Origin of the sequence: Lentzea kristufekii, assembly GCF_033949925.1 — a bacterium.
Taxonomy (GTDB): Bacteria; Actinomycetota; Actinomycetes; order Mycobacteriales; family Pseudonocardiaceae; genus Lentzea; species Lentzea kristufekii.
Window position 1 is genome coordinate 14,656 of record NZ_JAXAVV010000008.1, and the last position, 19,086, is coordinate 33,741.

The window sequence follows — 19,086 nt, forward strand, 5'->3', positions numbered from 1 at the left end:
AACGCGACCTCACGACTCCCCGCGTGGCCCGGCAGTCGCACGGCCAAGACATGGCGAAGCCCAGCACCCTGCCGCGCAGGGCAACGGCGGAGCCGAGCACGGCCCCACACCACCCGCACCGCCAAAGCCCTCATCCGTTCTCCCCACCCTCCCCGTCCGATAGGTTCTGCCCGAAAGCCAGATCAAGGAGGGCTCTGTGGAGTTGCGAGTCCGGGACGGCCGTGCCGTGCTCGCCGGAGAAGACGATTCCGGTGAGCGCGAGGTCGACCCGCACAGCCTGCCCCTCGGTGCCGATCTCGCCGAGGCACTGCACGAGTGGGCGAAGGTCGCCGACGCGGTGGTGCGCACCGAGACGCCGGCCGGCGGCGTGGCCAGCGCGCTGGTCGCACGCAGAGGCAAGCAGCTCGCGGGCAGGCTCGCCGCGGTCATGAACTCCCCCGTCAGCTACACCGACCCGATCAGCGGCGACCTGCTCACCGTCGACGCACCCGAGGCGCCGGCCGAGGTTCCGGTCATCACCGAGGCCGAGCCGGAACCGACGCCGTGGGGCACGGGGCTCACGGTCAGCGTCATCACGGCCGCGATCGTCACGGTGACCGTCGTGTCGCTGTCGCTGGGTCTGGGTGAGACCAGCCGGTGGCTCGCACTGGTCGCGAACGTGCTGGTGGTCGGTGGCCTGGCGCCGAGTGTCTGGCTGGGGCGCAGCGTGCCGGTGTGGCGCTGGGTCGCGTACGGCGTCGTGACCGGGGTGCTCGTCGCCTGGCTCGCGCTGATCCTGACCTTGCTCTGAGAACAGGCTCTAAAGCAGGGCGTAGAACGCCACCGCGCCCGCGGTGGCCACGTTCAGCGAGTCCACGCCTGACGACATGGGGATGCGCACGGCCAAGTCGGCGGCGTCGATGGCCTCGTCGGTGAGGCCCGGGCCCTCCGAGCCGAGCAGGACCGCCACGCGACGGCCGCGCAAACCCGCATCTGCAAGATGCAGGGCGGACGGGCGGGGCGTCAGCGCGGCAACTGTATAACCCTTTTGCCGCAACAGGTTCAGCGCCGCGGGCCACTGATCCGTGGTAGCGAAGGGCACGCGCAGCACGTGCCCCATCGAGACCCGCACGCTGCGCCGGTACAGCGGATCGCTGCAGCCCGGGCCCAAGATGACGCCGTCCACGCCCAGTGCCGCGGCGTTGCGGAAGATCGATCCGAGGTTCTCGTGGTCGCCCACGCCTTCGAGCACGGCGAGGCGCTGGGCACCCGAGACCAGCTCGTCGAACGGCACCGCGGGAGCGCGATCGGCGGCCGCGAGTACACCCCGGTTCAAGTGGAAACCGACGACCGACGCCATAACCTCTGCTGACGTCACGTAGGCGGGAACGTCCAGGTCAGAAAGGTTGAGCGCCTCGATCCTGCGCCGCACCCCGAGCAGCCCGCGCACCGGGTACGGCGACGCCAGCAGACGTTCCACCACCACGACACCCTCGGCGATGACGAGACCCCGTCCTCCCGGCCGGTCGGGCCTGCGATCGGCCGTCGACAGGTCGCGGAAGTCGTCCAGCCGGGCATCAGCCGGGTCGTAGATCTCGATCACGTCAGCCACGCCGGAAGTTTCGCATCCGGCCTGGCGTGGAACAGGCCAGGTAGTCCGGAGGGCGGAACCGCACACGCCCGACCAGCGGATGATCGCTGGTTGTTACCTCCACGTGACAGAGAGCACCGTTTTGGGCGATGTAAAGGGGGATTCCGCTGTGTCACTTTTGGCGTTCCGCCTGGCCCGCGCCCACCGGCGCCGAGCGAAGGGGTAGCGGCATGGGAAGTGAAGTGTCCAGCCGCACTTTCACCAGAGACGACCGCCAGCACTATCGGGAGAAGATGCAGCGGAGTCTCGACGCACTGGCCACGATGCTGGCCGAAGACACGTTCTCCTTTCCCCGTCGCCAGATGGGGCTCGAGATCGAGCTGAACCTCGTCGACGACGCGATGCGGCCGGCGATGGCGAACTCGGAGGTCCTCGAGAAGATCGACGATCCCTCCTACACCCTGGAGCTGGGACAGCAGAACCTGGAGATCAACGTCCCCCCGCGAGAGCTCGCCGGGGACGAGATGCTCGGCCTGGAAGAGGAACTGCGGCAGTCGCTCGACAACGCGGACTCCAAGGCCAACGACGCGGGCGCCAACCTCGCCATGATCGGCCTGCTGCCCACGTTGCGGGAGCGGCACTTCGACCGCAAGTGGCTCTCCGAGGCACCGCGGTACGCGCTGCTCAACGACACCATCTTCAAGGCCCGCGGCGAGGAGATGGTGCTGCACATGGAGGGCCCGGCGATGCCGGGCAAGGGCCCGGAGAAGCTGCTCAGCTACGCGGACTCGATCCTGCCGGAGGCCGCGTGCACCTCGGTGCAGCTGCACCTGCAGGTCGAACCGACGCACTTCGCCGCGCACTGGAACGCCGCGCAGTGCCTGGCCGGGGTCCAGGTCGCCATCGCCGCGAACTCGGCCTTCCTGCTGGGCAAGGCGCTCTGGCACGAGACCCGCATCCCGCTGTTCGAGCAGGCCACAGACACCCGTCCGGACGAGCTGAAGAACCAGGGCGTCCGTCCGCGCGTGTGGTTCGGTGAACGGTGGATCACGTCGATCTTCGACCTGTTCGAGGAGAACGTGCGCTACTTCCCCAGTCTGCTGCCCGAAACCGACGACGAGGACCCGTTGGAGGTCCTGGAAGCCGGTGGTGCGCCTCGTCTTTCCGAGCTTCGGCTGCACAACGGCACCATCTGGCGCTGGAACCGCCCGGTCTACGACGTCGTCGACGGCGTACCGCACCTGCGCGTCGAGAACCGGGTCCTGCCCGCGGGCCCCACGGTGCTCGACACGATGGCCAACGCCGCCTTCTTCTACGGCGCACAGCGCGCGCTCACCTCGCAGGAACGTCCACTGTGGACGCAGATGTCGTTCCAGGCTGCCGAGGAGAACCTCTACACCGGCGCCAGGCACGGCATGCACGCCCAGCTGTACTGGCCGGGCATCGGCTGGATCCCGCCGGACGAGCTCGTGCTGCGCCGGCTCCTGCCGATGGCGCACGAGGGCCTGCGCGACTGCGGTGTCTCCGACGAGGCCCGCGAGCGCTACCTCGGCGTGATCGAGCAGCGTTGCCTCGCGCGGCGCACGGGATCGTCGTGGCAGCGGGAAACCGTTGCGCTGCTGGAAGAACGCGGCATGTCGCGGGACTCGGCGCTGTCCGGCATGCTCAAGCGGTACATGGAGCTGATGCACGCGGGCGAACCCGTGCACACGTGGCACGTCGGCTAGTCCGGTTCACCACGTCGTCAGCTTGCTTTGGAACGCCCGCAGGATGTCGTTGGGCAGGCCCGTCGCCGTGACCGGCCTGCCCTGCACCTCGACGCTCGACTCCGCGCCCACGAAGACGACGACCGCCAACCGCGGGGTGTACCCGATCATCCAGGCGTGCCGGACCACGTCCCCGTCCTTCACCTCGACGGGCAGGCACGCCGCCTCCCGGTGGTCGCCGCACAACGGATCGGCCCGCAGCTCCTCGGTGACCCGCGCTGCGAACTCCTTGCTGCGCCCAGGATCCAGGCCCAGAGCTGGCCTGGACGCGATCGCCGCCCGGTACAGCGTCTTGCCGCCGGCCTCGGTGACGTGGGTGATGAAGTGCGTGTCGTGGTGCACGCCTTCAGCCGCGAAGGTCGCGTAGGCGGTCGCGACGTCGAGCGGCCTCAGCAGTGCCTCGCCGGTGGCGAGCAGCTCCGTCCTGCGGCCCTCGACCTCCGCGCTCTCCGGCACCCCGGCCGCTCGCATGAGCGCCACCGATCCGAAAGGCCGCGTCGTGTCACCGGCCGCCCTGACCACGCCACCGGCGTAGTCCACGGCGGGGTCCAGCCCCGGCACGTACGCCCGCACGCTGCCATTGGCCGGGTCGACCGCCGTGATCGACGCCGGGCGTGCGGCCGCCAGCTGACGGATCACCTCCGTCGCACCGGCCTGCGCCTTCGAGTCGATCGTCGTGACCACCAGCGCACCGCCCGCGGCGCGGAGCTGGTCGAGAGACGTCCCGATCGTCCCGAGTTCCCGCAGCACCTGCTGGACCAGCGGTGTCTGCGGCTGACCGGAGCGCCACAGCAGCGAGCCGTCCGAGTGCTGCAGCACGACGTCACCGGCGGCGATGGCCTCCGGTGAAGCCTCAGGCCGTTGCCACACAACAGCTCCGACGACCGCCGCGACGAGAACCAGCGCGCCCGAAGCGGGCAGGAACCGCTTCATCGAATCCCCCAACGAGAAACTCCCCCAGGGGATCGAATGTAGCGGTGCCGTCCAGCCTCAGGCCTTGATGTCCGGGAGCGCTAGCGGCGGCGGCCCGCCTTCAGCGGTGCGACGTCCGCACCGTCATGGGAGATGCGGCACTCGTCCGGGGTGACGGCCTCGACCGCCAGCGTCAGCTCGCCCTTCACCCCGGTGTAGATCGACTCGCCGCGTGACGCCAGCGAGGCGTGCACGCGGTTGGAGTCGGTGAAGTCGCGTTCGTCCTTCACCCGTTTCTTGCCGGTCTCCTCGGGCCTCGTCGCGCTGCGGAGGTTGACCTCCAGCCACGCGGCGACCTCGGCCGGCGACGTCAGCACTTCCTCTGGGGTGCGTTCCAGCCGAACCTGCCGAGGAGAGGCGTGGTCGAGTGACGTGTGCTCCACATAGGCGTGCCAGTGGGTGTTGCGCATCGACCAGGTCTGTTCGACCGGCCAGTCCTCCTCGGTGGTCATGTGTCCTATCTTCCACCCTTCACACGAGGAAACGTGAGAAGGTCGCGGACGTTGATCTCGTGATCCACCCGCACGGCCGCTGCGAGCCGCCGATCGTGCGTGACCAGCAACAACGTTCCCTCGTAGCTTTCGAGCGCCTGTTCCAGCTGTTCGATGGCCGGCAGGTCGAGGTGGTTCGTAGGTTCGTCCAGGACCAAACAGGTCGTGCCGCGCGCCTGCAGCAGGGCCAGCCCGGCGCGGGTGCGTTCACCCGGTGAGAGCTCCCGTGCCGGCCGCAGCACGGCGTCGGCACCGAGCCGGAACTTCGCGAGCAGCGTGCGCACCTCGACGTCCGGCAGCCCGGTCGCGTCGGCCACGATCCGCAGCGCGGTCTCCTCGCTCGCGAACTCGGCCCGCAGCTGGTCGACCTCGCCGACGACGACACCGGGGCCGATCGAGCGGTCTCCCCGCGTGAGCGGGACGCGGCCGAGCAGCGCGCCGAGCAACGTCGACTTGCCGGAGCCGTTGGGCCCGGTGATCCGCCACCGCTCGCCCGCGCCGATCGTGAGGTCGATCGGCCCGAGCGTCACGTCGCCGCGACTGACCACGGCCTGACGCAAGGTGAACGCGACCGAGCTACCGCGTCCCGCCGACGGCAGGGTCAGCCGGAGCTGCCACGCCTCGCGCGGTTCCTCGACCTCCTCCATCCTCGCGAGCTGACGGTCCACAACGGACGCTTTGGCGGTCAGGCCCTCCGCGCCGCGTTTGCGGGCGGCCCTGATGTTGCGGTCCGGTTCGTCGTTCTGCGCCTTGGCACCCGTCGCCCGGCGCACACCCTTGCGCGACCACTCCCGCACCTGCCGGCTGCGCTGCGTCAGCGAGTCGCGCTTGGACTCGTACGCCTCGTACTCCTCGTGCGCCCGGCGTTCCGCGTTCGCCTTCTCCTCGACGTAGGCGTCCCAGCCGCCACCGAACACGGTGAGCTCGTGCGAGAACTCGTCCAGTTCGGCGATCGCGGTCGTGGTGCGTGCGAGGAACTCCCGGTCGTGGCTCACCAGCACGATCGCGCCCTGGTAGCCACGAACGTGGGACTCCAGCAGATCGAGCCCGGCAGCGTCGAGGTCGTTCGTCGGCTCGTCGAGCAGCAACACGTCGGCGCGCGTGAGGAGGACCGCCGCGAGCCTGAGCCGTGCCTGCTGACCGCCGGACAACTCGTCCGGCTCCCGGCCGTCGAGCAGGTCGGCCCGCAGCCCGAGGCGTTCGCAGACGACGTCAGCGCGTTCGCCGAAGTCACCGGCACCGATGGCGGTCCAGTGGTCGAACGCGTCGGAGTAGCGCTCACCGCCGCCGCCCGCGAGTGCTTCGGCCTCCCGCTGCAACCACTGCTCGGCCTGCGCGACGCCGGTGCGGCGGGCGAGGTGGTCGCGCAACGACTCTCCAGCCATGTGGAGGGTCTCCTGCGTCAGGTGCGCGACAGTCCCGGTGCGCGAGACGGATCCGGATTCCGGGGCCAGCTCACCGGAGAGCAGACGGAGCAACGTGGACTTGCCGACGCCGTTGGGCGCGATCAGGCCGACGCGGTCACCAGGCGAAACATCGAAATCAACCTCCGAGATCACGGTCCTCGGACCGAACGACAGCGAAATGTTCCTGGCTGTCAGCACGGACACGCTTCGAAGGTACGGGCACCCGCAACTGGTTTACTCGACCTTGTTGCTAGTAAGTTGCAAGTACCAATGGATTGCAATTGGGGAGATGTTATGGCCCAGTACGTGCTGCCGGATCTCGACTACGACTACGGCGACCTCGAGCCGGCGATCATCGGCGAGATCAACGAGCTGCACCACGGCAAGCACCACGCGGCCTACGTGAAGGGCGCGAACGACACGCTGGAGCAGATCGAGGAAGCCCGCGACAAGGAGTCCTTCGGCTCCATCGTCGGCCTCGAGACCACGCTGGCGTTCCACCTGGCAGGCCACGCGCTGCACCAGGTGTGGTGGAAGAACCTCTCGCCCCACGGCGGCGACAAGCCGGTCGGCGAGCTCGCGGCCGCGATCGACGAGCACTTCGGCTCGTTCGACAAGTTCCGCGGCCAGCTCAACGCCGCCGCGTCATCGATCCAGGGCTCCGGCTGGGGCATCCTCGCGTGGGAGCCGATCGGTCAGAAGCTGGTCACGCTGCAGCTCAAGGACCACCACTCGAACCTGTCGATCGCGACGACGCCGCTGCTCGCGTTCGACATCTGGGAGCACGCGTACTACCTGCAGTACCGCAACCTGAAGGCCGACTACATCTCGGCGCTGTGGAACGTCGTCAACTGGGACGACGTCAGCGCCCGCTTCGAGGCGGCGCGTGCCGGCCAGAACGGCCTGCGGCTCTGACTCCCTGAAGCTTCGGCAGTGGATGCTCCGACAAGCCCCTGCTGCCGGACACGACGAGGCCCCCCTCTGCCCAGAGGGGGGCCTCGTCCGTTCCCGAACTGACTGCCGCTCCCACCACGAAGCGACGAGACTTAGGTTAGCCTAACTTGGCCGTCTTGGGAAGTCCTCCTGATCAGACCCCGCGAGACCAGTTCGACCACGGTCGCCACGGCGGCGGCTTCGACGGCCAGCAGGGCCAGGAGCACCACGATCTGGAGAGCGCCGGCCTGCCAGACCGGCGCACCGCCCAGCAGCATCCCGACAAAAGCACCCGGAAGGGTGACCAGCCCGACCGTTCTGGTCTGGTCGAGAGCCGGGATCAACGCCTCCGCGGCCGGCTGCCGGACGATCAGGCAGACCGCGGCGCGTTCACCGAAGCCCAGCGCGCGGGCCGCCTCGTACTCGCCGTGGCGATCCCTGAACGTGTCGAGGGCCCTGCGCGCCGACAGCGTGGTGGCGGTCATCGCGCCGCCGATCAGAATGCCGCCCACCGGGATCAGCGCGATGCCCCTGACCGGGAGCAGGCCGATGGCGAGCAGCAGACCGAGCGCCGGAACGGTGCCCACCAGGATCGCGAGCGCCACCCAGACGCCCTTGCGCCCGGTCTCGGTGCGGCGGGCCGAGGTGGCGGTGGCCACGGCGGCCATCACGACGAGGAACGCCCACGTGAGCCCGAGGTGGGTCAGGACGAACGTGATCACGGCCGACACGGCCGCGAGCTGGAGCACCGCACGGGCGGACGCCGTGAAGAACGGGCGCACCGCGGTGAGGCCGGTGAAGCGCACGACGGCACCGGCGGCGGCTGCGAAGAGGACGCAGACGATCAGCAGCCGAACCCAGTCGGCGACCAGGACCACGCGCGGCTACACGTCGTCCAGGCCCTGCTGGGCCCCGCGTGACCCTCGCCTCGCGGCCCGGCGTTGCCAGTAGAACACTCCGTACCCGATGATCCCGAGCAAGCTTCCGGACAGGGTCGTCCAGATGAGAGTGCTGTTCGAACGATCAACGAGCAGGACCACGAAAAACCCGAGGAACCACAGCGCGGTACCACCCAGCACCACCGGCACGGGATCTGCCAGCCTGTGCGGCAACGAAGGCGGGTGTGGGGCGGAGTCGCGTTCGGACACATCGTAAGGAGAGCAGATGCTGGACGGGTTCTTCAAGATTTCCGAGCGCGGGTCGACCGTGGCGCGCGAGGTGCGCGGCGGTGTCGTGACCTTCTTCACGATGGCGTACATCGTCGTGCTGAACCCGCTGATCATCGGCAGCTTCGCGCCGACCGGTCCCGGAGCGCACCCCGACGTGCTCGGCAACATCCTGCCGGTCGGCCAGGTGGCCGCGGTGACGGCGCTGGTCGCCGGTGTGATGACGATCCTCTTCGGACTGATCGCCAACTACCCGTTCGCGCTGGCCACGGGTCTGGGCATCAACTCCTTCGTGGCGGTCTCCGTCGCCGCGAAGGTGACCTGGCCCGAGGCGATGGGCCTCATCCTCGTCAACGGCCTCGTCGTCCTGCTGCTGGTCGTCACGGGCGTGCGGACCGCGGTGTTCAACGCCGTGCCGAACGAGCTCAAAGCCGCGATCGCGGTCGGCATCGGCCTGTTCATCACCTTCATCGGCCTGGTCGACGCCGGCTTCGTCCGCCGGCTCCCGGACGCCGCCGGCACCACGGTTCCGGTCGGCCTCGGCATCAACGGGTCGATCGCGAGCTGGCCGACCCTCGTCTTCGTCGTGGGCCTGGTCCTCACGGGCGTGCTGTTCGCACGCAGGATCAAGGGCGCGATCCTCATCGGCATCGTCGCGACGGCCATCTTCGCGATCGTCCTCGAGGCGATCGTCAAGGCGGGCCCGTCCGCCGGCGTGAACGCCAAGGGCTGGAACCTCGGCTACCCCGCCCTGCCCGACCAGGTCTTCGGAGTTCCGGACCTCAGCCTGCTCGGCGACGTGTCGTTCGGCGCCTGGACCAGGATCCCGGCACTGGCCGCCGCGCTGATCGTGTTCACCCTCGTCCTGACCGACTTCTTCGACACCGTCGGCACGATGACCGGCCTGGGCAAGGAAGGCGGCCTGATCGACAAGGACGGCCAGCTGCCCAACGTCAGCAAGGCCCTGTTCGTCGACGGCCTCGGCGCCGTCGCCGGCGGTGCCGCGTCCAGCTCGTCGAACACCGTCTACATCGAGTCGGCGTCCGGCATCGCGGAGGGTGCCAGGACGGGCCTCGCGAACGTCGTGACCGGCGTCCTGTTCCTCCTGGCGATGTTCTTCACACCGCTCTACGAGGTCGTGCCGATCGAGGCGGCCGCTCCCGCACTGGTCATCGTCGGCGCGCTGATGATGATGCAGATCCGCGAAATCGACTTCAGCGACTTCACCATCGCGCTCCCCGCGTTCCTCACGATCGTGGTCATGCCGTTCACCTACTCGATCGCGAACGGCATCGGCGCGGGCTTCGTCAGCTACGTGCTGCTCAAGGCCATGACGGGCAAGGCGCGCGGAATTCACCCGCTGATGTGGATCGTGGCGGGCGCTTTCGTCGTCTACTTCTCGCTGGGACCGATCCAGGCCCTGCTGACCTGACCTTTCGGCAGGAAACTATTTCGTGAGGTATGCTAACTACGTGGCGATCGATCAGCACGGACTGGCGAGCAGGCTGAGGCTTGCCGTCGTGCGCCTGAACCGCCGCCTGCGAGCACAGCGCACCAACTCGTCGGTGTCGCTGACCCAGGTGTCCGCCCTGTCCACACTGCACAAGTGCGGACCGCTGACACCTGGAGAACTCGCGGCGAAGGAAGGCGTGCAGCCGCCGTCGATGACGCGCGTGATCGCCGCCCTGGAGGAGTTCGGCTTCGCGACCAGAAGCCCGCACCCCACCGACGGCCGTCAAGCCATCGTCGAGCTCACGGGCGAAGGCTTGTCGTACCTGCAGGACGAGATCACGGCCCGCGAAGCGTGGCTGGACAAGCGGCTGGCCGAGCTGGACCCCGAGGAACGGGAACTGCTCGCACAAGCCGCCGAAATCATCGACAGGATGGCGGGTCGGTAAGAACGTGTCGGGTTACGCGGGTGGTGGAGCAGACAGTTCGCCACCTCGTCGTACCGGAATGTTCGGTTCGTTAGGCATATACAACTATCGCCTCTACGCCTCCGGCCAGATCATCTCGCTGGTCGGCGTCTGGATGCAGCGAGTGGCCCAGGACTGGCTGGTCCTGGAACTGTCGAACGGCTCCCCCATGGCCCTCGGCATAGCCGCCTCGCTCCAGTTCCTCCCGGTCCTGCTGCTCTCCATGTGGGGCGGCGTCCTGGCCGACCGCATGGACAAGCGCAAACTCCTGCTCTGGCTGGAATCAGCACTGGGCATCTGCGCCCTGGCCCTGGGCATCCTCGACGTGACCGGCGTGGTCGAACTCTGGCACGTCTACCTGCTCTGCCTGCTGCTAGGCGCCTTCTCGGCGGTAGAAACCCCAGTACGCCAGTCGTTCGTGGTCGAAATGGTCGGCCGCGACCAGCTGACCAACGCCGTGGCGATCAACTCGATGATGTTCAACCTGGCCCGCATCATCGGCCCGGCCATCGCAGGCGTGACGATCGTCGCGATAGGCACGGGCTGGGTCTTCCTGGCGAACGCGATCAGCTTCGTCGGCGTAGTGGGCGGCATCTGGCTCATGCGAACAACCCAGCTGCTGCGCTCCGACCCTCTCCCACGAGAAAAGGGCCAGCTCCTCTCAGGCCTCCGCTACGTGAAGAGCCGCCCAGACCTCATGACGGTCATGCTCCTCGTCTTCTTCATCGCCACCTTCGGCATGAACTTCTACATGACGCTGGCGATCATGGCCCGCAACGTCTTCGGAGGCGACGCAGACGCCTACGGCCTGCTCTCCACCCTCATAGCCGTAGGCACGCTCGCGGGCGCAGCCCTGGCAGCCAAACGAAAAACGCCAAAGATGACCGTGTTCATCGGCTCAGGAGTCATCTTCGGCATCCTGGAGATCATCTCGGGCATGATGCCCACGATGCTCCTGACGGGCTTGATGATGATCCCGGTGGGCGTAGCGATGATGACGTTCAACACGACGGCAAACGCCACCATCCAGCTAGCGGTGGAACCAGAGATGCGCGGCCGCGTGATGGGCATCTACATGCTGGTCTTCCTGGGCGGGAACCCGGTGGGCGGCCCGCTGATGGGGTGGCTGGGCGAGATCAACGGCAGAGCCCCGATCATCATCGGCGGAGCAGTATCAACCCTGGTGACGATCACAGCGTGGATCATCCTCGTAAAACGAGGAGACATAGCCAAACCAAGACTGAGAAGAAAAACCCACACAACTAACCGCGAAGCCGAAGGCGAGCCGTCCTTACCAGAAGGCAAGGGCGCAACCCTCTAAGCAACCGCCGGCCGCCCAACGCAACAGGCGTGCCATCTACCCACGCACGGCGTGGACCCCCTGATCAGATTGCCGGGGGTCTGGGGGCAGCGCCCCCCAGGGGAAGCACGCAACCCAAGCCAGCCGCCCGCAAGACGAGCACCCACAACAGGCGCGGCAGGCAAAGCCGACCACCCACAACAGCCGCGAGATCAGCCAAGCAAAGTAGCCGCAGAAGGATCAGTGATCAGCGCAACGAACGTGTGCCGATCCCCCCACCGCCCAGAAACCCAAGCCAACGCCCGCCCAAGCCCTTCAGGCGTGTCAGCGGCATGGGCAACCCCATCAACCATCCACCACTCAACCCGAGCCCCATCAACCAAAAGCTCGTCATGCACAACAACCACACCATCGGGCAGCGCAACCTCAAGCAACTCACAGGCCATCCGCACAGCCCCGAGATCACGCCACTCGACAACCTCACCGACGTGGTCCGGAGACCCCTCGAACTCCTCCGAAGCCAACGCCAGATCCAACAGATCGGCGAGCTCCTCAGACCCGTCAGCGAGCAACACCCGAGAAGCCGGAACAACCCCCAGCAACCAGGGATGATCCAGAACCACAACGTCCTCAGCGGCAACGACCGCCCCGGACAGCACCCGAACCCGCTCAGGCGGCGAGAAATCCCCCTCAGGCAACCCCGCATACGCCCGCAGCACCACGGCGTCGGCGATCACACGCGAAGCATCCCCGAGCCGCTCCAGCACGAACTCGGCATCCTCATCGTCCAAGATCTCCAACGAGGCCCGAACCCCAGCCGCCCGCAGCACATGCTCAGGCAACCCAAGATCCGGCACAACGTCGAAAAGCCCGTCCAGCAACGAGGCACCGGCCAGCCGGTACGAGCGAGGCGCCGCACCACCCAGCGACGCGTAGCGAGCAATCCACCAGCCCGTGTACCCATCAGGCTCGGTAACCGCACGCCAAGTCACCGGATCAGCAGCCAGCAACCGCAACGCCGCAGGCCAGTCGGCAACAAGATCCAGATCCCGAACCCCGACCACCCGACGGGGCTCATCGAGCGCGGACGACCACCAACCGGACTCGTCGGCGAGGTCGTGATCCGGCCCGGACGGCTCGTCGTCGACCACCAGCGAGAACCCGTCGACAACCCCGACCGCGACCAGCGCGGCACGCGGGTAAGTCTCGACGATCTCCTTGGACAGCAACGGAAAAGCATCAGCCTCGACCACGCCCACCAACGGCGAATCAGGCAGAAGCAACTCGTCGGCCCGATGCCACTCGCCGTCGGCGTCCGGCAGAGCCAGCGCACCCAGCCAGGGCTCCTCGCCCGCCCGCACCCCGGCGAGATCCACCAGCCGCAGCACGGTCTCGACCAGGTCCAGCCCGTCCAGCCCGGCCTCGGCGTCCTCCAACGACCGAGCCACGTTCTCACGCAACGACGGATCGGCAAGCAACTCGGCAGCGCCGGCCTCAACGGCTCCCAGCCGCACCAGCAACGGGTGCACAGCGTCCGGGTGTACAACCCTCAAGCCGGGCAACGGCTCATCGGCGATCAGCGTCGTACGCGGCCCAGTGACCACACGCCCATCGGCCAACGGCACCGGCAGAGCCGCCAAAGCCTCACGAACGTCCGGATCCACCTCAGCCAGCGGCGAGAAGGCGGCATAAACGTCACGCCACCAGCCAGGATCACCGGAGACACCGGCCAGAGCCGCGACCACCTCGGAGGTGGTCACCCGCGGAACTTCCAGCGCCGCCAGGGCAGCCGCGTGCACCGGAGCGGACAGCTCGGCGTCCAGCAACCCGGGCAGCGCGTCCTCTACCAGGTCGACGAGCTCCTCGGAGCCGACGTCCAGAACGCGAGCGCGCGAAGGTTCGATCCACTCGCCGGAAGCCAGCGGCAGCCAGGCGGACGCACGCAACGAGCGCAGCACGCCGGCCCGCAGCCGATCGTCCACTTCGGACAGCGGGAAGCCCGGCAGCGGCACGAGCGCGGTCCGCTCGATGGCGGGAACGCGAGCGACGAGAGCCGGGTAGGCGGCAGCGGCGGCGTCCAGCACCGACCACGCGGCGGGACCCGGCAGGATCCGGCGACGCGACGGCTCGACCGGCAGAGTCGCGATCAACCGAGCGGGCAAGGACAACCGCTCGTCGGTCGGGGTCGGCGCGTGCAGCACGTCCTCACCCAGCGCGGCATCCAGCGGGTACGCCCACGACACGGTCCACTGAGGACGGTGCTCGACGCCCTGGACGAGCTCGGAAGGCAGCTCGCCGACAGTGCGCTCGACCAGCCAGCGCGCCGGGCCGACGGTGACCACGCCGTCGTCGGAGACCGAGCGTTCCCACGACTGGGAACCGATCTCGATCCGCTGCAGCCCCGGCAGGGCGAGCAGCAGGTCCGGGACCTCGGCAGCGAGGTCGTCCAGCGACAGGTCGACCTTCAACGGCAGCCGGACCTCGGTCGTGAACCCGTCAGGCACCTCCTCGACGACCGGCCAGACCAGGCGCAACACCGGCACGTCGCCGCCACGCTCGGACGCGAGCTCCGGCACCTCGGCCTGAGTCCGCGCCAGGGAGAACTCCACGCCACCCGACGTGGAGATCACGCGCGGGGCGTCCGACACGGTCAGCACGGCCGCGAAGCCGACACCGAACTGGCCGACGCCGGACTCCTTCGAGGAAGCCCGCAGAGAAGCCAGAGCGGCGACACCGGCAGAAGTCAGCGGGGCACCGGTGTTGGCGGCACGCAGCTCACCGTCGACCAGAGTGATCCGCAACACACCCGGCGTGGAACCGGCCGCGTCGGCCGCGTTCTGGGCCAGTTCGACGAGCAGCCGGTCCCGGTAGCCACCGAGGCGGAGGTCTTCTTCGGCGTTCGCGTCTTCACGGAAACGGGTGGGCGAACCACGCCATGCGGCGAGGACCGAGGTGCGCAGGGCCTCGGTGCCGAACGGATCGGTCACTCCGAATCTTCCAGAACGTCCAGCTGGGCGTCGTCGTAGACGAGGTCGGCCACCGGCACCATCGGGCTGATGTCGACCTCGACCTGGGAGTGCGCGCCGCAGCCGTACTCGACGTGCACGACGTGGCCGTCCGCGGGCGCGATCTCGTTCGCGCAGACGCCGAACGCCGCGCCGAACGCACCGGCCACGCGGGTGTAGAAGCCGCAGGTGCCGCAGTGCGCGGGGGCGCTGCGGGCCATGTCGGAACGCGGGCCGAAGTCCGAGGACGCCCAGCGGTCGGCAGTCTCCAGGCGGCCCTCGCGGGACAGGACGCGGGTGCGGCCGAGGCCGATCTCCAGCGCCACCTCCTCGATCGCGGGGTCGTCGGACTGAACGTAGGCCTCGACCAGGCGCGGGTCGTTCTCCCGGGGCGGCATGAGGTCGCCGACTCCCAGGTCGCCGGCGCGGACGCGTTCGCTCCACGGCACCCACTCGGGGGCGACCAGGGCGTCCTGGCCCGGCAGCAGCACGACCTCGCTGATCGAGACGGGGGAACCCTCGCCGGCGTAGGCGACGGTCACCGCCCAGCTCCAGCCGCGGTAGCCGGCGTGCTCGGCTTCGAAGAGGTGCGTGACGGAGTACTCGTCCTCTCCGTGCACCCCGACATGAGCGCCGACGCTCTCCGCACCCGCCTCTTCTTCTGCGGCGGCGCGGGCGAGATCAACGGCGTCGAGGAGCATCTCAGTCGCGGTCACGTCATGAATTGTGCCGCAGGACTTCGCCGGGACGAAAACTCGTGCCACCCTCCGTTGGGTGCGCTCACCCGTCTGGCTGGTCGTCGTCGCGGTCTTGGCCGCCTGTTCGACGCCACAAGAAGCAAAACCGCAGGTAGAAGTCCTGCAGAAGATTCCGCACGACGCAACGGCGTTCACCCAGGGGTTGGAACTCGTCGACGGCGTCCTCTACGAGGGCACCGGCCTGGAGGGCCAGTCGACGATGCGTGCGCTCGATCCGTCGAGCGGCGACGTCCAGAAGAAGGTCGACCTGCCGCCGGACTTCTTCGGCGAGGGCATCACGGTCGTCGGCGACACCATCTGGCAGATCACGTGGCAGAACGGCATCGCGATCGAACGCGACCGGAAGACGCTGAACGAGCTCCGCCGCGTCGAGTACCAGGGCGAGGGCTGGGGCATCTGCGACGACGGCGGGCGGCTCGTGATGAGCGACGGCACCGCCAAGCTGACCTTCCGCGACCCCAGGTCGTTCCAGGAGACCGGCAGCGTGCAGGTCACCCGCGGCGGCACGCCGCTGACCCAGCTGAACGAGCTGGAGTGCGTCGGCGGCAAGGTCTGGTCGAACGTGTGGAAGACAGACGAGATCGTCCGCATCGACCCGGCCACCGGGCAGGTCACCGACACCTACGACCTCTCGTCGCTCAAGCCCGCCGGCGACGTGGACGTCCTCAACGGCATCGCGCACGTCCCCGGGACCAACGAGTTCCTGGTCACAGGCAAGAACTGGCCGACCATCTTCCGAGTGAGGTTCAACGGGATGGGGCAGGATTGACGGTGTGACCGGCGACCGCGGACGGAGTGACGGACCGACTCCGAAGCGCTACCCGTGGCAGGACGACGAGTACCAGCCGCGGCAGCGTCGCGGAACACCGTCCGAGCACGGTTTCCAGGCCCCACCGCGGCGTCCCCAGAACACCCGTCCGCTGCCCAACCAGGACCAGCGGACGACGCCGACGCCCAAGCCGCCGCGCAAGCTCACGGTCACGCGCGTCGCGTGGTTCCGCAGCAAGCAGCTCTCACAGCAGGCGGTCGCGACGTTCCGGCGCGCGGCCCGCGCGGACGGTGCCGGGAAGTCCGGCATGACGTCGGTCACCTACGCGGTGATGATGAACTACGCCGCCGACGCCGCGATGGCCGTCGCGCTGGCGAACACGTTGTTCTTCAGCGCGGCTACCGCGGAGTCCAAGACCAAGGTCGCGCTCTACCTGCTGATCACGGTCGCGCCGTTCGCGTTGATCGCGCCGGTGATCGGCCCGTTGCTCGACAGGATCCAGCGCGGCCGCAGGCTCGCCCTGGCGGCGTCCTGCGTGCTGCGCGTCGGGCTGGCCGTCGTGATGGCGCTGAACTTCGACAACTGGCTGCTGTACCCGGCGGCGCTGGGCAGCATGGTCCTGTCCAAGTCGTTCACCGTGCTCAAGTCCGCGATCACCCCGCGCGTGCTGCCGCCGGAGATCACGCTGTCCAAGACCAACGCCCGCATGACGATCTTCGGACTCGCGGCGGGCGGGGTGTTCGGCGCGCTCGCCGCAGGTTTCGCGAACCTGTTCGGCTCACCGGGAGCGCTGTGGTTCACCGCCGCGCTGTGCCTCGTCAACGCGTGGCGGTGCATGAAGATCCCGTCGTGGGTCGAGGTGACCGAGGGCGAGGTCCCGGCGACGCTGACGGCCAAGCCCGCCAGGCAACCCATCTCCCGGCACGTCGCGGTCTCGTTGTGGGGCAACGGTTCCATCCGCATGCTGACGGGGTTCCTGACGCTGTTCGCGGCGTTCGTGGTCCGCGAGCAGACCGAGGGCGACGCGGTCCAGCAGCTGCTCCTGCTCGGCGTGATCGCCGGTGCGGCAGGCGTCGGCAGCTTCCTCGGCAACGCGATCGGCGCGCGCCAGCACTTCGGCAAGCCGGACGAGGTGGTCATCGCCTGCGTCGCCACCGCACTGGCCGCCACCATCGTCGCCGCCGCGCTGCCGGGCCTGGTCACCGCCGCGATCGTCGGCCTGCTGGGCGCCACGGCGTCGTCGCTGGCCAAGATCAGCCTCGACGCGGTGATCCAGGACGACCTGCCGGAGGAGTCGCGCGCGTCCGCGTTCGGCCGCTCGGAGACGATCCTGCAGCTCGCCTGGGTCTTCGGTGGCGCGCTCGGCGTGCTGCTGCCCGCGAAGTTCTGGATCGGCTTCCTGGTGCTCGCCGTGCTGCTCGCGCTGGGCCTTGCGCAGACCTGGATGTACCGCAACGGCACGTCGTTGCACAGGCTGGTCCGCAGGCCCTCGCCGGTGACCCCGTAGGCTGCCTGACGTGCGTCGACTTGCTTCTGTAATGGCTGCCAGTGTTCTCGTGCTGTCCGGGTGCTCGTTGCAGCAGCACGACCCCGAGGTCACGTTCTACGCGAACGGCAAGACCATCCGCATCGAGCCGACGATCTACTGCGACGTCGAAGGTGCCAACTGCGCCGAGAAGAACGCGCCCGGCACGTTGAAGGTGCCGGCGGGCAAGGTCGTGCAGATCTCCGTGGACGGCCAGCTCGCGAGCGGCCTCTGGGAGGTCGTGTGCGTGTACGAGAACGCCGCTCGCGTGCAGGAGGGATGCACCTCGCCGTTGCTCGGCAAGGGCGACGACTACACGTACACGCTGGCCGTGCCGGACGACTCCGACCAGCTGCTGCGCATCGAGGTGCACGAGGCGGCCGGCGCGGTGCTGGAGACCGGCCAGCCGCTCATGCGCGGTTCGTGGGTCGTCGACGTCACCCGCTGATCACCGCCTGCCGAACGCTTCCCACCACTCGCTGGGCGCGATCCGCAGGGCGGACTCCATCAGGGCCTTGCCGGTGCCGGTGACCACCGACGCCTGCATGGTCTGGATGAAGCGCTCCATCTTGGAGACGCCGGCGGCCTGGTACTCCCTGGCCTGCAACAACAGTTCCAGTTTGTCCGCGTCACGCGAGCAGCGCGCCTCCGGCGTGTGGTCGAAGCCCTTGGCGGACTCGTGCTCGGCGACGAGTGCCTCGATGTGGGCGGCCAGCGGCGCGGGCAGGTGCTGGACCTGGTCCCGCGCCACGGCTTCCGGCGGCATCTTCACGTCGAGGTAGAGCTTGCCGACGTACGGGATGTCGCCGATGCGTGCCTCGGGCACGTCGTGGAAGAGGCCCAGAGTCGCCGCCCTGTCGGGGTTCGCGCCCTCCTGGACGGCGATCGCGTACGCCAGAACGCCCACCCGGAACGAGTGGGCGGCCACCGACTCGGGGTTCTGCACCCCGGCGAAGAGCCACCCCGCTCTGGGCAGGCGTTTGAGCTGGCCGACCTCGTAGACGAACTCGACGATCCTGTCAGCGTCAGACATGACGCTGATCCTTTTACGGATCGAGGTCCCGCGCCACCGCCCGGACGACCTCGGCGATGAGCTTCATGTTCTTCTTGTCGGACGGGTAGCGGCCGCGACGCAGGTCAGGCTGCACCTTGTTCTCGAGCAGCTTGATCATGTCGTCGATCAGGCCGTGCATCTCCTCCGCGGGACGGCGGCGGGCCTCCGCGACGGACGGCGCGGGGTCGACCAGGCGCACGGACAGCGCCTGCGGGCCGCGCCGGCCCTCGGCCATGCCGAACTCGATGCGCTGCCCGGCTTTGAGGCCTTCGACACCAGGGGGCAGGGCGGACTTGCGGACGTAGACGTCCTCGCCACCGTCCTGGGTGACGAATCCGAAGCCCTTCTCCGTGTCGTACCACTTGACCTTGCCGGTCGGCACCGCGCTCACCATTCCCTTGCATCTGCACAACGAACGCGCCCAGGGGCGTACCCAGGACGCGTCCCACCAGAGT

At 68.5% G+C, this 19,086-nt stretch carries 19 protein-coding genes; 9 read left to right on the top strand and 10 right to left on the bottom strand.

Annotated features, from left to right (window positions below; translation table 11 throughout):
• Nucleotides 1–196: 196 nt before the first annotated feature.
• On the top strand, nt 197–790 hold the full coding sequence (locus SK571_RS17370) for a DUF2537 domain-containing protein (RefSeq protein WP_319985130.1): 594 nt from the start codon (nt 197–199) through the stop codon (nt 788–790).
• Between the two features lie 9 nt (nt 791–799).
• Here SK571_RS17370 and SK571_RS17375 read toward each other — a convergent pair whose 3' ends face one another.
• Nucleotides 800–1,591, bottom strand: a complete 792-nt coding sequence (locus tag SK571_RS17375) for a TrmH family RNA methyltransferase (protein ID WP_319985131.1) — start codon at nt 1,589–1,591, stop codon at nt 800–802.
• 209 nt (nt 1,592–1,800) lie between these two features.
• On the opposite strand from SK571_RS17375, the gene SK571_RS17380 reads away from it, so the two are divergent.
• Nucleotides 1,801–3,297, top strand: a complete 1,497-nt coding sequence (locus SK571_RS17380; protein WP_319985132.1) for a glutamate--cysteine ligase — start codon at nt 1,801–1,803, stop codon at nt 3,295–3,297.
• Between the two features lie 6 nt (nt 3,298–3,303).
• Here SK571_RS17380 and SK571_RS17385 read toward each other — a convergent pair whose 3' ends face one another.
• From SK571_RS17385 to SK571_RS17395, 3 genes are all read right to left on the bottom strand, one after another.
• Entirely contained in the window at nt 3,304–4,269 is a 966-nt protein-coding gene (locus tag SK571_RS17385) for a hypothetical protein (protein WP_319985133.1), read from the bottom strand.
• Between the two features lie 80 nt (nt 4,270–4,349).
• Nucleotides 4,350–4,760, bottom strand: coding sequence for a hypothetical protein (locus tag SK571_RS17390; RefSeq protein WP_030467775.1), 411 nt, complete (start codon nt 4,758–4,760; stop codon nt 4,350–4,352).
• Nucleotides 4,761–4,765: 5 nt separating this feature from the next.
• On the bottom strand, nt 4,766–6,409 hold the full coding sequence (locus tag SK571_RS17395; protein ID WP_319985134.1) for an ABC-F family ATP-binding cassette domain-containing protein: 1,644 nt from the start codon (nt 6,407–6,409) through the stop codon (nt 4,766–4,768).
• Between the two features lie 90 nt (nt 6,410–6,499).
• On the opposite strand from SK571_RS17395, the gene SK571_RS17400 reads away from it, so the two are divergent.
• Nucleotides 6,500–7,120: a superoxide dismutase gene (locus tag SK571_RS17400; RefSeq protein ID WP_319985135.1), complete on the top strand. Its 621-nt coding sequence runs from the start codon at nt 6,500–6,502 to the stop codon at nt 7,118–7,120.
• A 131-nt stretch (nt 7,121–7,251) separates the two neighbouring features.
• Here the strand turns inward: SK571_RS17400 and SK571_RS17405 are convergent, their stop codons facing one another.
• Both SK571_RS17405 and SK571_RS17410 read right to left on the bottom strand, forming a co-directional pair.
• The gene (locus SK571_RS17405; RefSeq protein WP_319985136.1) at nt 7,252–8,016 is read right to left on the bottom strand and encodes an ABC transporter permease; all 765 of its coding nucleotides are present in this window, start codon (nt 8,014–8,016) and stop codon (nt 7,252–7,254) included.
• Nucleotides 8,017–8,022: 6 nt separating this feature from the next.
• Entirely contained in the window at nt 8,023–8,286 is a 264-nt protein-coding gene (locus SK571_RS17410) for a DUF2530 domain-containing protein (RefSeq protein WP_319985137.1), read from the bottom strand.
• Between the two features lie 16 nt (nt 8,287–8,302).
• Here SK571_RS17410 and SK571_RS17415 point away from each other — a divergent pair, with 16 nt between their 5' ends.
• From SK571_RS17415 to SK571_RS17425, 3 genes are read left to right on the top strand one after another with little or no spacing between them, the layout of a single operon-like run.
• Nucleotides 8,303–9,736 (top strand): NCS2 family permease, encoded by a 1,434-nt coding sequence (locus SK571_RS17415; protein ID WP_319985138.1) that lies wholly within the window; start codon nt 8,303–8,305, stop codon nt 9,734–9,736.
• Nucleotides 9,737–9,776: 40 nt separating this feature from the next.
• Nucleotides 9,777–10,202: a MarR family winged helix-turn-helix transcriptional regulator gene (locus SK571_RS17420; RefSeq protein ID WP_406601993.1), complete on the top strand. Its 426-nt coding sequence runs from the start codon at nt 9,777–9,779 to the stop codon at nt 10,200–10,202.
• Between the two features lie 58 nt (nt 10,203–10,260).
• Nucleotides 10,261–11,541, top strand: a complete 1,281-nt coding sequence (locus SK571_RS17425) for an MFS transporter (protein WP_319985139.1) — start codon at nt 10,261–10,263, stop codon at nt 11,539–11,541.
• A gap of 191 nt (nt 11,542–11,732) precedes the next feature.
• Here SK571_RS17425 and SK571_RS17430 read toward each other — a convergent pair whose 3' ends face one another.
• Nucleotides 11,733–14,507 (bottom strand): sacsin N-terminal ATP-binding-like domain-containing protein, encoded by a 2,775-nt coding sequence (locus SK571_RS17430; protein WP_319985140.1) that lies wholly within the window; start codon nt 14,505–14,507, stop codon nt 11,733–11,735.
• Nucleotides 14,504–15,241, bottom strand: a complete 738-nt coding sequence (locus SK571_RS17435) for a DUF3027 domain-containing protein (protein ID WP_319985141.1) — start codon at nt 15,239–15,241, stop codon at nt 14,504–14,506. Before SK571_RS17435 ends, SK571_RS17430 begins: the two co-directional genes overlap by 4 nt.
• Before the next feature lie 58 nt (nt 15,242–15,299).
• Here SK571_RS17435 and SK571_RS17440 point away from each other — a divergent pair, with 58 nt between their 5' ends.
• From SK571_RS17440 to SK571_RS17450, 3 genes are read left to right on the top strand one after another with little or no spacing between them, the layout of a single operon-like run.
• Entirely contained in the window at nt 15,300–16,052 is a 753-nt protein-coding gene (locus tag SK571_RS17440) for a glutaminyl-peptide cyclotransferase (RefSeq protein WP_406601994.1), read from the top strand.
• 4 nt (nt 16,053–16,056) lie between these two features.
• Nucleotides 16,057–17,559 carry an MFS transporter gene (locus tag SK571_RS17445; RefSeq protein ID WP_319985142.1) on the top strand — a complete coding sequence of 501 codons (1,503 nt, stop codon included), beginning with the start codon at nt 16,057–16,059 and terminating at the stop codon, nt 17,557–17,559.
• A gap of 31 nt (nt 17,560–17,590) precedes the next feature.
• A complete protein-coding gene (locus SK571_RS17450) occupies nt 17,591–18,025 on the top strand; it encodes a DUF2771 family protein (protein WP_319985143.1) in 435 nt (144 codons plus the stop codon).
• On the opposite strand, the gene SK571_RS17455 is transcribed toward SK571_RS17450, so the two are convergent.
• Nucleotides 18,026–18,610: an HD domain-containing protein gene (locus tag SK571_RS17455; RefSeq protein WP_319985144.1), complete on the bottom strand. Its 585-nt coding sequence runs from the start codon at nt 18,608–18,610 to the stop codon at nt 18,026–18,028.
• 13 nt (nt 18,611–18,623) lie between these two features.
• Complete coding sequence (locus tag SK571_RS17460; protein WP_266042053.1) at nt 18,624–19,013, bottom strand: cold-shock protein; 390 nt, start codon at nt 19,011–19,013, stop codon at nt 18,624–18,626.
• Nucleotides 19,014–19,086 lie beyond the last annotated feature (73 nt).

What these genes read in the sequence shown, in the direction of transcription:
- SK571_RS17450 (WP_319985143.1), top strand. Translation starts at nt 17,591, where the DNA reads ATGGCTGCCAGTGTTCTCGTGCTGTCCGGGTGCTCGTTGCAGCAGCAC.
- SK571_RS17380 (WP_319985132.1), top strand. Translation starts at nt 1,801, where the DNA reads ATGGGAAGTGAAGTGTCCAGCCGCACTTTCACCAGAGACGACCGCCAG.
- SK571_RS17455 (WP_319985144.1), bottom strand. Translation starts at nt 18,610, where the DNA reads ATGTCTGACGCTGACAGGATCGTCGAGTTCGTCTACGAGGTCGGCCAG.
- SK571_RS17425 (WP_319985139.1), top strand. Translation starts at nt 10,261, where the DNA reads ATGTTCGGTTCGTTAGGCATATACAACTATCGCCTCTACGCCTCCGGC.
- SK571_RS17385 (WP_319985133.1), bottom strand. Translation starts at nt 4,269, where the DNA reads ATGAAGCGGTTCCTGCCCGCTTCGGGCGCGCTGGTTCTCGTCGCGGCG.
- SK571_RS17415 (WP_319985138.1), top strand. Translation starts at nt 8,303, where the DNA reads ATGCTGGACGGGTTCTTCAAGATTTCCGAGCGCGGGTCGACCGTGGCG.
- SK571_RS17400 (WP_319985135.1), top strand. Translation starts at nt 6,500, where the DNA reads ATGGCCCAGTACGTGCTGCCGGATCTCGACTACGACTACGGCGACCTC.
- SK571_RS17390 (WP_030467775.1), bottom strand. Translation starts at nt 4,760, where the DNA reads ATGACCACCGAGGAGGACTGGCCGGTCGAACAGACCTGGTCGATGCGC.